Raw genomic sequence first — 14,631 nt, forward strand, 5'->3', positions numbered from 1 at the left:
TTTCATCGTTGTTATTAAACTAATTCAATAACCACGACTGGTGCACCGTCACCGCGGCGTGGACCAACTTTCATGATACGAGTGTATCCACCTTGACGTTCTTCATAACGTGGAGCCACGTCACTGAATAATTTTTGAAGGGCATCTGTGCCATTCTCAGCGTCAGCGATTTCGTTACGGATGAAAGATGCAGCTTGACGGCGTGCATGCAAGTCACCACGTTTACCAAGAGTGATCATTTTATCTACTACAGAACGTAATTCTTTTGCACGTGCTTCAGTAGTTTCAATGCGCTCATGGATAATAAGATCCGTAGCTAAATCACGAAGTAATGCTTTACGTTGTGCGCTAGTGCGTCCTAACTTTCTGTAACCCATTAGAGATTCCCTCCTTTGTTGAAGTTCTATATTGTGTGTCAATAACAAGGCTCACAACATAATGGATTGATTCCGCCATGTTATCAGTCGTCTTTACGAAGACCTAAGCCTAATTCTTCTAGTTTCGCTTTCACTTCTTCAAGTGATTTACGACCTAGATTACGTACTTTCATCATATCTTCTTCCGTTTTATGAGCTAGCTCTTGAACGGTATTGATTCCAGCACGTTTCAAGCAGTTGTAAGAACGAACAGAAAGGTCTAATTCTTCGATCGTCATCTCAAGAACTTTTTCTTTTTGATCTTCTTCTTTTTCAACCATGATTTCAGCATTTTGAGCTTCATCGGTTAAACCAACAAAGATATTTAAATGCTCTGTTAAAATCTTAGCTCCAAGTGCTACCGCTTCTTGCGGACCAGTACTGCCATCAGTCCAAACATCAAACGTTAACTTGTCAAAGTTAGACAACTGTCCAACACGTGTATTTTCAACTTGGAAAGATACGCGTGAAACCGGAGTGTAAAGAGCATCGATTGGAATTACACCAATTGGCTGGTCTTCTCTCTTGTTTTGAACAGCAGGAGTGTAGCCGCGGCCGCGACGTGCAGATAAACGCATACGCATATGACCGTTTTTACCAATTGTAGCAATATATAAATCCGGATTAAGAATTTCTACATCACTATCATGAGTGATATCAGCAGCCGTGATGACTCCGTCACCCTGAACGTCAATTTCCAGCGTCTTCTCTTCATCAGAGTAAATCTTAAGAGCTAGTTTTTTCACATTTAGAATGATAGATGTTACATCTTCCACGACGCCTTCAATTGTTGAGAACTCATGTAGCACTCCATCAATTTGTATAGCTGTGACAGCAGCACCTGGGAGTGAGGATAAAAGAATACGACGTAAGGAGTTACCCAATGTAGTACCATACCCACGCTCTAGTGGCTCTACGACGAATTTACCGTACTTGGTATCGTCGTTGATTTCAAACGTTTCGATTTTTGGTTTTTCTATTTCGATCATCAATAAACCCTCCTTCAAAACGTCAAAACCCCGGCAAGTAAACGAAGTCACTTAAACCGAAATTCCCCATGTATACGTTCCCGCTGTGCGCAACAACTGAAAATTAATCCTCTGTAAGAACGCAAACTCAGTATTATATCCCATTATTGACAGGAATACAAAATCTATACAGAAAAATTAAACACGGCGACGTTTTGGTGGACGGCATCCGTTATGTGGAACTGGAGTTACATCTTTAATTGCAGTTACTTCTAGGCCAGCAGCTTGAAGTGCACGAATGGCAGCCTCACGTCCAGCACCAGGTCCTTTAACTGTAACTTCAAGAGTTTTCATACCATGTTCAATTGATGTTTTAGCAGCTGTTTCAGCAGCCATTTGTGCAGCAAATGGAGTGGATTTACGAGATCCACGGAATCCTAGAGCTCCAGCACTTGACCAAGAAATAGCATTACCATGAGAGTCAGTGATCGTAACGATAGTGTTATTGAATGTTGAACGAATATGTGCAATACCAGTTTCTATATTCTTTTTCACACGACGTTTACGTGTATTAGTTTTACGTGCCATGAAAAGTAACCTCCTTTACTAATTATTTTTTCTTGTTAGCTACAGTACGACGAGGTCCTTTACGCGTACGAGCATTGTTTTTTGTATTTTGACCGCGAACAGGAAGACCACGACGGTGACGTAAACCACGGTAAGAACCGATTTCCATTAAACGTTTGATGTTTAGGGAGATTTCACGACGAAGGTCGCCTTCTACTTTAAGCTTGTCAATGATATCACGAATTTTGTTCAATTCGTCTTCCGTTAAGTCACGAACGCGAGTTTCTTCAGAAACGCCTGCTTCTGCAAGAATCTTGATCGCTGTTTGTTTTCCAATACCATATATATATGTTAATGAGATAACAATACGTTTGTCACGGGGAATATCTACTCCAGCAATACGTGCCATGCTTGAGTGCACCTCCTTCTATTTAGCCTTGTTTTTGTTTATGTTTAGGGTTTTCGCAAATAACCATTACTTTACCTTTTCTGCGGATAACTTTACACTTTTCGCAGATTGGTTTGACTGATGGTCTGACTTTCATTGCTATCTAACCTCCTTATACAGATCGGAGCGTAACCGGATTATTTGAACCGGTATGTGATTCTGCCGCGAGTTAGATCATACGGGGAAAGCTCAACCGTAACTTTATCTCCAGGCAAAATGCGAATAAAGTGCATACGAATTTTACCGGATACATGAGCTAAAACAGTATGACCATTTTCTAATTCTACCTTAAACATTGCATTTGGCAAAGTCTCTTGTACTGTGCCTTCTACTTCAATTACATCATCTTTCGCCATTAAAGTGATTCTCCCTTCTCTATGCGTGAACCTATTAAAGGTGCACATCTTTCCGTCAACATTACTACAGTCCAATTATCCTCATAAGTCTTACAATTCTGCATCAAGTATTCACCATTTTGTAGAACCAGGCTTTAACTGAGGACCTTTATCAGTTGGACCGAAATGAGGATTTTATGGGTCCTCATGTAAGTCTTGACCGATTCCGTGACCGACATACTCTCGAAATAGAGAAGCAATTAGTCTCGACATAGGTTTGAATAGCATGGGAGATGTTTGAAAGGCGCACGCCTGACATAGCTTCTTTCAACCCTCTATATCACGACTCTTTAGGAATCCCAATAGAGTCACTGCATTTCTTCATCAATTTTGCCGACCGGATATGTCCATGAAGATCACTTAAAAAGTAATCGCCCAATTCAGGGAATACCAAGTACAAGAACCTGATTAATAAATGTGCGAATGCTCTCGCGAAATCCATTATACCCTTTGTATTATAGGAATGCACCAAGTTTAACTAGTAAGTTATAAAAATGGTATGAATTTCATAAATCAATACATATGATTAATTTTGTAAAGCACCAAGCAACACATCGATATCTTCAAATACCTTATTAATATCTTGCTGTCCGTTAATGTTGACCAAGTAACCTTTGTCTCCGTAAAAATCAAGAAGCGGCTTGGTTTGTTTCAAATTCACATCTAAGCGATTTTGAACCGTTTCAGCATTATCGTCGGCACGTTGATATAATTCTCCGCCGCAGCGGTCGCATACATCATCTTTAGCAGGAGGATTGAATACAAGATGGTATGTCGCACCACATGATTTGCAAATACGACGTCCTGTCAATCTTTCCATTAAGATACTTTTATCAACATCGATATTAATGACAAAATTCATATTGCGATCTAAATCAGTTAGAATGCTTTCAAGTGCCTCTGCCTGTGCCACTGTACGTGGAAATCCATCAAGCAAAAATCCTCTTAGGCAGTCTTCCTTGCTTAAACGTTCACGTACGATGCCAATGGTAACTTCATCAGGTACCAATTCGCCTTTGTCCATGAATGATTTCGCCTTTAGACCTAGTTCTGTTCCATCTTTGATAGCTGTTCGGAACATATCTCCAGTAGAGATATGAGGGATATTATATTTTTCTACGATTTGTTCGGCTTGAGTGCCTTTACCAGCACCCGGCAGACCCATTAACACTAGATTCAATTTTCTTCCCCCTCAAACTCTATAATGGGTAAAGGGAACAAACCGTTCCCAAAACTCATTACTTTATAAAGCCTTTATAGTGTCTCTTCACAAGTTGTGATTCCAGCTGCTTCATCGTATCAAGGGCAACCCCGACTACGATCAGCAAACTGGTACCACCAATCTGTGCAGATTGAGGTAGATCAGCAAGCTTAATGAAAAATACCGGTAAAACGGCAATGATGGCCAAGAATATCGAGCCTACAAACGTCAAACGGTATAAAACACGTGTTAAATATTCTTGTGTACTCTTACCTGGACGAATCCCCGGCACATAGCCACCTTGCTTTTTCAAATTCTCAGCCATTTGTTCAGGATTAACCTGTATGAAAGCATAAAAATACGCAAAAGCAATGATAAGAGCAACATATATGATCATACCAATTGGTTTGGTGTAATCAAGATTTGTTGATATCCAGCTAGTCACGCTGTTCTTTCCAAAGAAAGAAGCGATTGTAGTGGGAGTAATAATAAATGCCATTGCAAAGATTACCGGAATAACCCCCGCAGCATTTACTTTCAATGGTAAATGAGTAGACTGGCCACCCATTTGCGTACGACCTACCGCAGCACGTTTCGCATACTGAATAGGAATTTTACGTAATGCCTGCTGAATGAAGATAACAGCAACCACGATTGCTAATACTGCTAAAACAATGAGGATAATCGTTATGATTCGTAAGAATAATTGATCACCGGCATTTTCAAATTGCTGTGCGTAAATCTGATTTGCCGTAGTAGGCAAACTAGCTACGATACCAGCAAAGATAATGATGGAAATCCCATTACCCACACCCTTAGCAGTAATCAGCTCCCCTAACCACAAAAGAAAAGCTGTTCCTGCCGTTAAGACAGTCGCAATAAGCAAGTATGTTGCAATTCCAGGATTTTCAATCAACTGTCCACCTGACATATTATTGAACCCATAGGACATTCCAACTGCTTGGATAAATCCTAGGATAATAGTGAAGTAACGAGTGAATTGCGCTAATTTACGGCGCCCTGCTTCCCCTTGTTTAGACCATTCAGTGAACTTAGGAACAACATCCATCTGTAGCAGCTGAACGATGATGGATGCCGTGATGTACGGCATGATACCCATCGCTAATATGGAAAAGTTTTGCAGTGCCCCGCCGCCAAAGGTATTTAAAAGCCCGATGACGCTCAGCTGGTCCTGTTCAGCGAGAAAATCGGCATTCACATGCGGTACAGGTATAAATGTACCGATGCGATAGACGATTAACATTAGAAGGGTAAAAATAATCTTATTCCTTATTTCACCCACGCGCATAAAATTGGAGATCGTGCGAAACATTAGATCACCTCTGTATTACCGCCAGCAGCTTCGATAGCTTCTTTAGCAGTAGACGAGAATTTGTGAGCTTTAACAGTAAGCTTTTTCTCAATGCTTCCTTTGGCAAGAATCTTGATTCCTGCTTTTTCTTTACTTACAACGCCAGTCTCAAGTAGAAGAGCTGGTGTTACTTCAGTACCGTCTTCGAAAAGATTTAACGTATCAAGGTTCACGATAGCATAGTCTTTACGGTTGATGTTGGTAAATCCACGTTTAGGTAAACGTCTGAATAGAGGAGTTTGACCCCCTTCAAATCCAAGACGCACACCGCCGCCGGAGCGAGCGTTTTGTCCTTTGTGTCCTTTACCTGCTGTTTTACCGTTACCAGATCCAATACCGCGACCTTTACGTTTACGTTCTTTACGAGAACCTTCTGCAGCTTTTAACTCATGAAGTTTCATGTTGGCACCTCCTTGTTAAGTTAAAAATTATTTTATTGTTCTTTTACAGTAACAAGATGAGCAACTTTGGTAATCATACCGCGAATCGCAGGGTTATCTTCTTGAACAACCGTTTGATGCATTTTGCGTAAACCCAAAGTGTTAACTGTAACACGTTGATCTTCAGGACGACCAATCAAGCTGCGAGTGAGGGTGATTTCTAATTTATTAGCCATAATTCGATTTCCCTCCTTATCCTAACAGTTCTTGTACTGATTTTCCACGTAACTTAGCTACGTCTTCAGCACGTTTCAATTGCTTCAATCCTTCAATTGTTGCGCGAACCATATTAATAGGTGTATTAGTACCTAGTGATTTAGACAAGATATCGCTAACTCCGCCTAATTCAAGTACCGCACGAACAGGACCACCAGCAATTACTCCTGTACCTTCAGAAGCTGGTTTCAATAGAATGTGACCTGCGCCATAGCGACCGTTCACAAGGTGAGGAATAGTAGTACCAACCATTGGTACAGTAATTAGATTTTTCTTAGCATCCTCAATAGCTTTACGGATAGCATCCGGAACTTCTTGAGCTTTACCAGTACCAAATCCAACATGACCATTTTTATCACCAACAACAACTAGTGCAGTGAAACGGAAACGACGTCCGCCTTTAACAACTTTAGCTACACGATTTACTGTAACTACGCGTTCTTCAAGTTCTAATTTATTAGGATCAATGCTACGCATCTGTTATGTCCCTCCTTATCCATTAAAATTCTAAGCCGTTTTCACGAGCAGCGTCAGCCAATGCTTTAACACGACCATGGAAGAGGTAACCACCGCGGTCAAAAACCACAGCTTTGAAACCTTTTTCAACAGCACGTTTCGCAATAAGTTCGCCAACTTTTTGAGCTGCTTCAGCATTGCTACCTGCTTCGATACCGATCTCTTTATCAAGAGTTGAAGCACTTGCCAATGTTACGCCTTTTGCATCGTCAATTAATTGTGCGTAAATGTGTTTGTTTGAACGAAACACATTTAAACGAGGACGAGCTTCTGTTCCAGAAAGCTTAGCACGTACACGCGCATGTCTTTTCTGACGAGTAGCATTTTTATCAAGCTTCGTAATCATTTACGTCACTCCTTTCGTTTACTTATGCGGCATTACTTACCAGTTTTACCTTCTTTACGACGAACGAATTCGCCTTCGTAACGGATTCCTTTACCTTTATACGGTTCAGGCGGGCGAACATCACGGATATTAGCTGCTAGAGCTCCTACACGTTCTTTGCTTGCACCTTTAACGATTACTTTTGTATTAGAAGGAACTTCGACTTCAACGCCAGCTTCTGGCTCTATTTCTACAGGGTGGGAATATCCTACGTTAAGGACAAGCTTGTTACCTTGCTTTTGTGCACGGTACCCAACCCCAATAAGTTCAAGTGATTTTACGAAACCTGTTGATACACCTTCAATCATGTTAGAGATAAGTGCGCGAGTAGTACCGTGTAAAGAACGGTGATTCTTCTCGTCAGACGGACGTGTAACAGTTAACACGTTCTCTTCAACAACGATTGAAAGGTCAGGACTGAATGATCTAGATAATTCACCTTTAGGTCCTTTAACAGTTACTTCACTTCCAGTAACAGTAACTGTTACGCCTGCAGGGATTTCAATAGGTTTTTTACCTATACGAGACATAATGTGCACCTCCATTCTTGTGAAAATGTATTACCAAACGTATGCTAAAACTTCTCCGCCAACTTGTTTAGAGCGAGCTTCTTTGTCTGTTAAAACTCCGTGAGAAGTAGAAACAATTGCGATACCTAAACCGTTAAGAACGCGTGGTACCTCTCCAGTTTTTGCATATACACGCAAACCAGGTTTGCTGATACGTTTTAGACCAGTGATAACACGTTCGTTGTTTGCACCGTATTTTAAGAAGATACGGATGATACCTTGTTTGTTGTCTTCGATTAATTCAAAGTCACGTACGAAGCCTTCACTTTTTAAGATCTCAGCAATTTCCTTTTTGATCTTTGAAGCAGGAACTTCCAGTTTTTCGTGACGAACCATATTCGCATTACGGATGCGAGTAAGCATATCTGCAATAGGATCTGTCATGACCATTATATTTTACCTCCTTCCCAAACTCGGGTTTTACCAGCTAGCTTTTTTAACGCCAGGAATTTGTCCTTTATATGCAAGTTCGCGGAAACAAATACGACAAAGTTTAAATTTACGTAATACAGAATGTGGACGTCCGCAACGTTCGCAACGTGTATATTCTTGTACTTTAAACTTCTGTTCGCGTTTTTGCTTTACGATCATAGACTTTTTAGCCACGATTTCGCCTCCCTTTATTTAGAGATTACTTTTGGAACGGCATTCCAACTTGAGTAAGTAGTTCACGAGCTTCTTCGTCAGTGTTGGCAGTCGTTACGATAACGATGTCCATACCACGAACTTTGCTCACTTTATCGTAATCAATCTCAGGGAAGATAAGTTGTTCTTTAACGCCTAATGTATAGTTTCCACGTCCGTCAAAAGATTTCTTTGAAACGCCACGGAAATCACGTACACGCGGTAAAGATACAGATACTAGCTTATCAAGGAATTGATACATACGCTCACCACGTAATGTAACTTTCGCTCCGATAGGCATACCTTCACGCAAACGGAAGCCTGCGATTGATTTTTTTGCTTTTGTTATAACGGGTTTTTGACCAGTGATCAATGTAAGTTCTTCAACAGCTGTATCTAAAGCTTTCGAGTTAGAAACTGCGTCACCCACACCCATGTTAATAACGATTTTCTCAATGTTTGGTACTTGCATTACTGATTGATAGTTGAATTTACCCATCAATGACGGTGTAATTTCACTTTTGAATTTTTCTTTAAGGCGGCTCATTGCTTAGTGTACCTCCCTTCATTTATGACTTATTTATCTAAAGATTCACCTGATATTTTAGCTACGCGTACTTTTTTACCATTTTCGATCTTATATCCAACACGAGTCGGTTTACCTGATTTAGGATCAAGTGGCATTACATTGGATACGTGAATAGCAGCTTCTTTACTGATAATTCCACCTTGTGGATTAAGTTGAGATGGCTTTGAATGCTTTTTCACGATGTTAATTCCTTCAACAAGTACACGATTTTGTTTCGGATATGCAGAAAGAATTGTTCCTTGTTTGCCTTTGTCCTTACCAGAGATGACTACGACTTTGTCACCTTTTTTAACATGCATTAGCTTGGCACCTCCTTGAAAGGCTTTATACAAATTTTACATATTATAGAACTTCTGGAGCAAGAGAAACGATCTTCATGAAACTATTGTCACGTAATTCACGAGCAACAGGTCCAAAAATACGTGTTCCACGTGGGCTCTTATCGTCACGGATAATTACACATGCGTTTTCATCGAAACGAATGTAAGAACCGTCAGGACGACGCATACCACGTTTTGTACGGACAACAACAGCCTTAACGACTTCACCTTTTTTAACAACGCCTCCTGGTGTTGCCTGTTTAACTGTACAAACGATGATATCACCGATGTTTGCAGTCTTACGGCCTGAACCACCTAGGACTTTAATTGTTAGCACTTCACGAGCACCTGAATTGTCAGCGACTTTTAAACGAGATTCTTGTTGAATCATGTACGGTACCTCCCTTCGGAATTAGCTTAATCCGAACTAGATTAAATGATTACTGCTTTTTCTACTACTTCTACAAGACGGAAGCGTTTTGTAGCTGAAAGTGGACGAGTTTCCATGATACGTACTACGTCGCCTGCTTTAGCTTCGTTTAGCTCGTCATGAGCTTTAAACTTTTTAGAATATTTCACGCGTTTACCGTATAAAGAATGCTTTTTATAGGTCTCTACAACAACTGTAACTGTTTTATCCATTTTGTCGGATACTACGCGTCCAGTGTAGATTTTGCGTTGGTTGCGTTCGCTCATTCTGCAAACCTCCATTCATTATCGATTAGTGACACCGATTTCTCTTTGACGAACAACTGTTTTCATACGAGCAATCGATTTGCGAACTTCACGGATGCGAGCTGTATTTTCAAGTTGTCCAGTAGCTAACTGGAAACGAAGATTAAATAGTTCTTCTTTAAGAGATTTTAGTTTTTGTTCAATTTCAGCAGTGGTTAGATCTTTGATTTCATTAGCTTTCATTTGTTTCACCACCAATTTCCTCTCTTTTTACAAACTTGCATTTGATTGGAAGTTTGTGTGCTGCAAGGCGCAATGCTTCTCTTGCCACCTCTTCAGATACACCAGAGATTTCAAACATAACTTTGCCCGGTTTAACAACTGCTACCCATCCTTCAGGAGCACCTTTACCGGAACCCATCCGTACTTCAAGCGGCTTAGCTGTGTAAGGTTTGCTTGGGAAGATTTTGATCCAAACTTTTCCTCCACGTTTCATATAACGAGTCATCGCAATACGAGCTGCTTCGATTTGACGGTTCGTGATCCAGGAAGCTTCTTGAGCTTGAAGTCCAAATTCTCCGAAGTGAACTTCAGTGCCGCCCTTAGCCATCCCTCTCATCTTACCGCGGTGTTCACGACGGTATTTTACGCGTTTTGGCAATAACATATTATTTTCCTCCTTCCTCAGATTTCTTCTTAGTAGGAAGAACTTCTCCACGGTAGATCCAAACTTTCACGCCTAGCTTACCGTAAGTAGTATCTGCTTCAGCATGAGCATAGTCTATGTCTGCACGAAGTGTGTGAAGTGGAACTGTTCCTTCGCTGTAATGTTCAGCACGAGCAATATCAGCACCGCCAAGACGACCAGAAACTTGAGTTTTGATTCCTTTTGCTCCAGAACGCATAGTACGTTGGATAGCTTGCTTTTGAGCACGACGGAATGAAACACGGTTTTCTAATTGACGAGCGATGTTTTCTGCAACCAATTTTGCGTCAAGATCTGCTCTTTTAATTTCGATGATATTGATATGAACTCTTTTGCCAGTCAACTGGTTCAAAGCTTTACGAAGTGCTTCGACCTCAGTACCGCCTTTACCGATAACCATTCCTGGTTTAGCAGTGTGGACAGATACATTGATACGGTTAGCTGCACGCTCGATTTCAACTTTTGAAACAGAAGCATCATTTAGACGTTTCGCGATATATTCACGAACTTTGATGTCTTCATGCAAAAGAACTGCGTAGTCTTTATCAGCGTACCATTTGGATTCCCAGTCACGGATTATCCCGATACGCATACCGATTGGATTTACCTTTTGACCCACAGATTACCCCTCCTTCTTTTCTGATACAACGATTGTAATATGACTAGTACGTTTGTTAATTGCACTCGCACGACCTTGAGCGCGAGGACGGAAACGTTTTAATGTTGGTCCTTCGTTAACGTATGCTTCTGAAACGACTAGGTTATTAATATCCATTTCGTAGTTATGTTCTGCATTTGCGATAGCAGATTTCAGAATTTTTTCTACGACTGGAGAAGCAGATTTTGGTGTTAAGCGAAGAATCGCTACTGCTTCACCTACTTGTTTTCCTCGAATTAAATCTGCGACTAAACGCACTTTACGAGGAGCAATACGAACTGTTTTAGCGACAGCTTTAGCTTGCATGAGATGCCCTCCTCTCATTAACGTCTTGTTTTCTTGTCATCACTTGCGTGACCTTTATAAGTGCGTGTAGGCGCGAATTCGCCTAGTTTGTGACCTACCATATCTTCTGTTACATAAACCGGCACGTGCTTACGACCGTCATAAACGGCGATTGTGTGTCCGATGAATTGCGGGAAGATTGTTGAGCGACGAGACCAAGTTTTTACTACCTGTTTCTTGTCAGCTTCATTTAATTTTTCAACTTTTACCAATAAATGATCATCAACAAAAGGCCCTTTTTTTAAGCTACGACCCATGCGAGTACCTCCCTTCGTGACTGTTCTACGGTTCTATATATGAACCGTAGCTCAATCCCGTTATTTTTTACGACGACGTACGATAAATTTATCGGATTTATTTTTCTTCTTACGAGTTTTGAATCCAAGAGTAGGTTTACCCCATGGAGACATTGGTGATTTACGTCCGATTGGCGCTTTACCTTCACCACCACCGTGTGGGTGATCATTCGGGTTCATTACAGATCCACGAACTGTTGGGCGTTTACCTAACCAACGGTTACGGCCAGCTTTACCAATGTTGATAAGTTCATGTTGTTCATTACCGACTTGACCGATTGAAGCACGGCAAGTAGCAAGAATCATACGAACCTCACCTGAGTTTAAACGTACAAGTACATAACGGCCTTCTTTACCAAGTACTTGAGCAGATGTACCTGCTGAACGGACTAATTGTCCACCTTTTCCTGGTTTAAGCTCGATGTTATGAATTACTGTACCAACTGGGATGTTAATAAGAGGAAGTGCGTTACCCACTTTGATGTCAGCTTCTGGACCTGACATAACTTCCAAACCTACTTCTAGGTTTTTCGGAGCTAGGATATAACGTTTTTCTCCATCAACGTAATTAATTAATGCAATGTTTGCAGAACGATTTGGATCGTACTCAATAGTAGCAACGCGTCCTGGTATACCATCTTTATTCCGTTTGAAATCGATGATACGGTATTGACGCTTGTGGCCGCCACCTTGATGACGAACTGTTAACTTACCTTGGTTATTACGGCCGCCTTTGCTGTGTAAAGGAGCAAGTAATGACTTTTCCGGTTTGTCTGTAGTGATCTCAGCAAAATCGGAAGTTGTCATATTACGTCGACCGTTAGAGGTAGGTTTATACTTCTTAATCGCCATTTGTATTTCCCTCCTTCTCTAATGAATTAAGCCTCGAATAGCTCGATTTCTTTGCTGTCAGCAGTTAATTTAACAATAGCTTTACGGCGCTTGTTAGTATAGCCTGCATGTTTGCCCATGCGTTTGAATTTACCTTTGTAGTTCATGATGTTTACTTTCTCAACTTTAACGCCGAAAATTTCTTGAACAGCATCTTTAACTTGAGTTTTATTAGCTCTAACATCAACTTCAAAAGTATATTTCTTTTCAGCCATTATGTCTGAAGAGCGTTCAGTGATTACGGGGCGCTTAATGATATCGCGTGCATCCATTATGCAAGCACCTCCTCTACTTTTTCGACAGCTGATTTAGTCAAGATCAATTTGTTGTGTGAAACAACATCAAGAACATTAAGACCATCAGCTTCAACTACAGTAACACCAGGGATGTTACGTGCAGAAAGAGCAACTTTCTCATCTAAACCGTCAGTAACGACTAACGTTTTAGTATCTACAGAAAGGTTTTTAAGTACCGCTACAAACTCTTTTGTTTTTGGAGCTTCGAAAGACAAGCTTTCAAGTACCAAAATGTTCTCTTCCAATGCCTTTGCAGACAATGCAGATTTAATAGCTAAACGACGTACCTTTTTAGGTAGCTTGTAAGCGTAAGATCTTGGAGTTGGTCCAAAAACAACGCCACCGCCACGCCATTGTGGAGAACGGATAGAACCTTGACGCGCACGTCCAGTTCCTTTTTGTTTCCAAGGTTTACGCCCACCGCCTGCAACTTCAGAACGGTTTTTAACTTTATGAGTTCCTTGACGTAAGGAAGCTCGTTGCATGATGATTGCTTCAAATAATACGTGATTATTAGGTTCGATACCAAAGATGGATTCATTTAGTTCGATGTCGCCAACTTGTGAACCTGTTTGGTTGAACAATGTAACTTTTGGCATTCTATTGCTCCTCCTTTCTCAGAAATTACTTTGCTTTAACAGCAGATTTAACTTTGATCAATGCTTTTCTAGCACCAGGTACATTACCTTTGATCAATAGTAGGTTACGTTCAACATCAACTTTAACGATAGCTAAGTTTTGAACAGTGATTTGATCTCCACCCATACGTCCTGGTAAAAGTTTACCTTTGAATACGCGGTTTGGAGCTACAGGACCCATTGAACCTGGGCGACGGTGGTAACGAGAACCATGAGACATAGGTCCGCGAGATTGTCCATGACGCTTGATAGAGCCTTGGAAACCTTTACCTTTTGAAATTCCTGATACATCTACTAAATCGCCTTCAGCGAAAATACTAACATTGACTTCTTGACCGATCTCATATTCAGTAAGATCCGTTCCGCGGAATTCGCGAATGAAGCGCTTAGGAGTAGTATTTGCTTTTTCAACATGGCCCTTTTCAGGTTTGTTAGAAAGCTTTTCACGTTTGTTTTCAAAACCAACTTGAACTGCTTCATAGCCATCAGTTTCAACAGTTTTCTTTTGAAGAATCACGTTATTAGCAGCTTCGATAACTGTTACCGGAATAAGTTCACCGTTTTCAGCAAAAACTTGAGTCATACCGATTTTTCTTCCTAAGATTCCTTTGGTCATAAGTCACACCTCCTAGAGTAATTGTTCATATTTATATGAATTATAATTTGATTTCAATGTCAACGCCTGATGGTAGATCTAAACGCATCAATGAATCAACTGTTTGTGGAGTTGGGTTAACGATGTCGATTAGACGTTTATGCGTACGCATTTCGAATTGTTCACGAGAATCTTTGTATTTATGAACCGCACGTAGGATCGTGTATACCGATCTTTCAGTAGGTAATGGAATCGGACCAGATACAGCCGCACCAGAACGTTTTGCAGTTTCAACAATTTTCTCAGCAGATTGATCAAGGATTCTGTGATCATATGCTTTTAAACGGATACGAATTTTTTGTTTTGCCATAATTTTCCCTCCTTTTCGCCTATTTTAAAATAGACCTTCTCAATGGAAATTTCCCACACACTCGCCATGGCAAAGCGGCCGGGTGTGTCAGCAACCTTCCATATCATCGCAGTCAAAGACCAACATTGTCTATTA

General features: G+C 40.8%; 29 protein-coding genes and 1 pseudogene. All 30 read right to left on the bottom strand.

Annotation, left to right across the window (positions count from 1 at the left end; genetic code table 11):
* Positions 1-14 precede the first annotated feature (14 nt).
* The gene (gene rplQ, locus ACZ9AO_RS23065) at positions 15-377 is read right to left on the bottom strand and encodes a 50S ribosomal protein L17 (protein ID WP_034304973.1); all 363 of its coding nucleotides are present in this window, start codon (positions 375-377) and stop codon (positions 15-17) included.
* An 83-nt stretch (positions 378-460) separates the two neighbouring features.
* Positions 461-1,405, bottom strand: coding sequence for a DNA-directed RNA polymerase subunit alpha (locus tag ACZ9AO_RS23070; protein ID WP_476110676.1), 945 nt, complete (start codon positions 1,403-1,405; stop codon positions 461-463).
* A 177-nt stretch (positions 1,406-1,582) separates the two neighbouring features.
* Positions 1,583-1,972: a 30S ribosomal protein S11 gene (rpsK, locus tag ACZ9AO_RS23075; RefSeq protein WP_028390438.1), complete on the bottom strand. Its 390-nt coding sequence runs from the start codon at positions 1,970-1,972 to the stop codon at positions 1,583-1,585.
* A gap of 22 nt (positions 1,973-1,994) precedes the next feature.
* Positions 1,995-2,360 (bottom strand): 30S ribosomal protein S13, encoded by a 366-nt coding sequence (gene rpsM / locus ACZ9AO_RS23080; protein ID WP_034304978.1) that lies wholly within the window; start codon positions 2,358-2,360, stop codon positions 1,995-1,997.
* Between the two features lie 22 nt (positions 2,361-2,382).
* A complete protein-coding gene (gene rpmJ / locus ACZ9AO_RS23085) occupies positions 2,383-2,496 on the bottom strand; it encodes a 50S ribosomal protein L36 (RefSeq protein ID WP_003156543.1) in 114 nt (37 codons plus the stop codon).
* A 40-nt stretch (positions 2,497-2,536) separates the two neighbouring features.
* On the bottom strand, positions 2,537-2,755 hold the full coding sequence (gene infA, locus ACZ9AO_RS23090; protein ID WP_028390440.1) for a translation initiation factor IF-1: 219 nt from the start codon (positions 2,753-2,755) through the stop codon (positions 2,537-2,539).
* A gap of 42 nt (positions 2,756-2,797) precedes the next feature.
* A pseudogene (locus ACZ9AO_RS23095) lies at positions 2,798-3,249 on the bottom strand (M24 family metallopeptidase); the annotation flags it as partial.
* 71 nt (positions 3,250-3,320) lie between these two features.
* Positions 3,321-3,974 carry an adenylate kinase gene (locus ACZ9AO_RS23100; RefSeq protein WP_063595510.1) on the bottom strand — a complete coding sequence of 218 codons (654 nt, stop codon included), beginning with the start codon at positions 3,972-3,974 and terminating at the stop codon, positions 3,321-3,323.
* A gap of 58 nt (positions 3,975-4,032) precedes the next feature.
* Entirely contained in the window at positions 4,033-5,328 is a 1,296-nt protein-coding gene (gene secY, locus ACZ9AO_RS23105; RefSeq protein WP_034304981.1) for a preprotein translocase subunit SecY, read from the bottom strand.
* Positions 5,328-5,768, bottom strand: a complete 441-nt coding sequence (rplO, locus tag ACZ9AO_RS23110) for a 50S ribosomal protein L15 (protein ID WP_034304982.1) — start codon at positions 5,766-5,768, stop codon at positions 5,328-5,330. Before rplO ends, secY begins: the two co-directional genes overlap by 1 nt.
* Before the next feature lie 32 nt (positions 5,769-5,800).
* Positions 5,801-5,983: a 50S ribosomal protein L30 gene (rpmD, locus tag ACZ9AO_RS23115; RefSeq protein WP_034304984.1), complete on the bottom strand. Its 183-nt coding sequence runs from the start codon at positions 5,981-5,983 to the stop codon at positions 5,801-5,803.
* 16 nt (positions 5,984-5,999) lie between these two features.
* Positions 6,000-6,500, bottom strand: coding sequence for a 30S ribosomal protein S5 (rpsE, locus tag ACZ9AO_RS23120; protein WP_034304987.1), 501 nt, complete (start codon positions 6,498-6,500; stop codon positions 6,000-6,002).
* 22 nt (positions 6,501-6,522) lie between these two features.
* Positions 6,523-6,885, bottom strand: coding sequence for a 50S ribosomal protein L18 (gene rplR, locus ACZ9AO_RS23125; protein WP_034304989.1), 363 nt, complete (start codon positions 6,883-6,885; stop codon positions 6,523-6,525).
* Between the two features lie 32 nt (positions 6,886-6,917).
* Positions 6,918-7,454, bottom strand: a complete 537-nt coding sequence (rplF, locus tag ACZ9AO_RS23130) for a 50S ribosomal protein L6 (RefSeq protein WP_476110682.1) — start codon at positions 7,452-7,454, stop codon at positions 6,918-6,920.
* A gap of 30 nt (positions 7,455-7,484) precedes the next feature.
* Complete coding sequence (gene rpsH, locus ACZ9AO_RS23135) at positions 7,485-7,883, bottom strand: 30S ribosomal protein S8 (protein WP_034304995.1); 399 nt, start codon at positions 7,881-7,883, stop codon at positions 7,485-7,487.
* 30 nt (positions 7,884-7,913) lie between these two features.
* Positions 7,914-8,099 (bottom strand): type Z 30S ribosomal protein S14, encoded by a 186-nt coding sequence (locus ACZ9AO_RS23140; protein WP_034304998.1) that lies wholly within the window; start codon positions 8,097-8,099, stop codon positions 7,914-7,916.
* Positions 8,100-8,124: 25 nt separating this feature from the next.
* Complete coding sequence (rplE, locus tag ACZ9AO_RS23145; protein ID WP_048677889.1) at positions 8,125-8,664, bottom strand: 50S ribosomal protein L5; 540 nt, start codon at positions 8,662-8,664, stop codon at positions 8,125-8,127.
* A 29-nt stretch (positions 8,665-8,693) separates the two neighbouring features.
* Positions 8,694-9,005 carry a 50S ribosomal protein L24 gene (gene rplX, locus ACZ9AO_RS23150; RefSeq protein ID WP_034305002.1) on the bottom strand — a complete coding sequence of 104 codons (312 nt, stop codon included), beginning with the start codon at positions 9,003-9,005 and terminating at the stop codon, positions 8,694-8,696.
* 43 nt (positions 9,006-9,048) lie between these two features.
* Positions 9,049-9,417, bottom strand: a complete 369-nt coding sequence (gene rplN, locus ACZ9AO_RS23155) for a 50S ribosomal protein L14 (protein WP_034305005.1) — start codon at positions 9,415-9,417, stop codon at positions 9,049-9,051.
* A 41-nt stretch (positions 9,418-9,458) separates the two neighbouring features.
* Positions 9,459-9,722: a 30S ribosomal protein S17 gene (rpsQ, locus tag ACZ9AO_RS23160; protein ID WP_048677887.1), complete on the bottom strand. Its 264-nt coding sequence runs from the start codon at positions 9,720-9,722 to the stop codon at positions 9,459-9,461.
* A gap of 18 nt (positions 9,723-9,740) precedes the next feature.
* On the bottom strand, positions 9,741-9,944 hold the full coding sequence (gene rpmC / locus ACZ9AO_RS23165) for a 50S ribosomal protein L29 (protein WP_034305010.1): 204 nt from the start codon (positions 9,942-9,944) through the stop codon (positions 9,741-9,743).
* Positions 9,934-10,368, bottom strand: coding sequence for a 50S ribosomal protein L16 (rplP, locus tag ACZ9AO_RS23170; protein WP_034305012.1), 435 nt, complete (start codon positions 10,366-10,368; stop codon positions 9,934-9,936). The genes rpmC and rplP overlap by 11 nt, the downstream gene beginning before the upstream one ends.
* A 1-nt stretch (position 10,369) precedes the next feature.
* Positions 10,370-11,026 carry a 30S ribosomal protein S3 gene (gene rpsC / locus ACZ9AO_RS23175; RefSeq protein ID WP_034305014.1) on the bottom strand — a complete coding sequence of 219 codons (657 nt, stop codon included), beginning with the start codon at positions 11,024-11,026 and terminating at the stop codon, positions 10,370-10,372.
* Between the two features lie 3 nt (positions 11,027-11,029).
* Positions 11,030-11,371, bottom strand: coding sequence for a 50S ribosomal protein L22 (rplV, locus tag ACZ9AO_RS23180; protein ID WP_034305017.1), 342 nt, complete (start codon positions 11,369-11,371; stop codon positions 11,030-11,032).
* 17 nt (positions 11,372-11,388) lie between these two features.
* Entirely contained in the window at positions 11,389-11,667 is a 279-nt protein-coding gene (gene rpsS, locus ACZ9AO_RS23185; protein ID WP_034305018.1) for a 30S ribosomal protein S19, read from the bottom strand.
* Positions 11,668-11,727: 60 nt separating this feature from the next.
* Positions 11,728-12,558 carry a 50S ribosomal protein L2 gene (rplB, locus tag ACZ9AO_RS23190; RefSeq protein ID WP_034305021.1) on the bottom strand — a complete coding sequence of 277 codons (831 nt, stop codon included), beginning with the start codon at positions 12,556-12,558 and terminating at the stop codon, positions 11,728-11,730.
* A 26-nt stretch (positions 12,559-12,584) separates the two neighbouring features.
* Positions 12,585-12,869 (bottom strand): 50S ribosomal protein L23, encoded by a 285-nt coding sequence (rplW, locus tag ACZ9AO_RS23195; RefSeq protein WP_034305023.1) that lies wholly within the window; start codon positions 12,867-12,869, stop codon positions 12,585-12,587.
* Entirely contained in the window at positions 12,869-13,492 is a 624-nt protein-coding gene (gene rplD, locus ACZ9AO_RS23200; RefSeq protein ID WP_034305025.1) for a 50S ribosomal protein L4, read from the bottom strand. Before rplD ends, rplW begins: the two co-directional genes overlap by 1 nt.
* Before the next feature lie 25 nt (positions 13,493-13,517).
* Positions 13,518-14,147, bottom strand: coding sequence for a 50S ribosomal protein L3 (gene rplC, locus ACZ9AO_RS23205; RefSeq protein ID WP_476110688.1), 630 nt, complete (start codon positions 14,145-14,147; stop codon positions 13,518-13,520).
* Positions 14,148-14,187: 40 nt separating this feature from the next.
* Positions 14,188-14,496: a 30S ribosomal protein S10 gene (rpsJ, locus tag ACZ9AO_RS23210; protein ID WP_019244375.1), complete on the bottom strand. Its 309-nt coding sequence runs from the start codon at positions 14,494-14,496 to the stop codon at positions 14,188-14,190.
* Between the last annotated feature and the right edge of the window lie 135 nt (positions 14,497-14,631).

Source organism: Peribacillus sp. TE19612, from assembly GCF_056279465.1.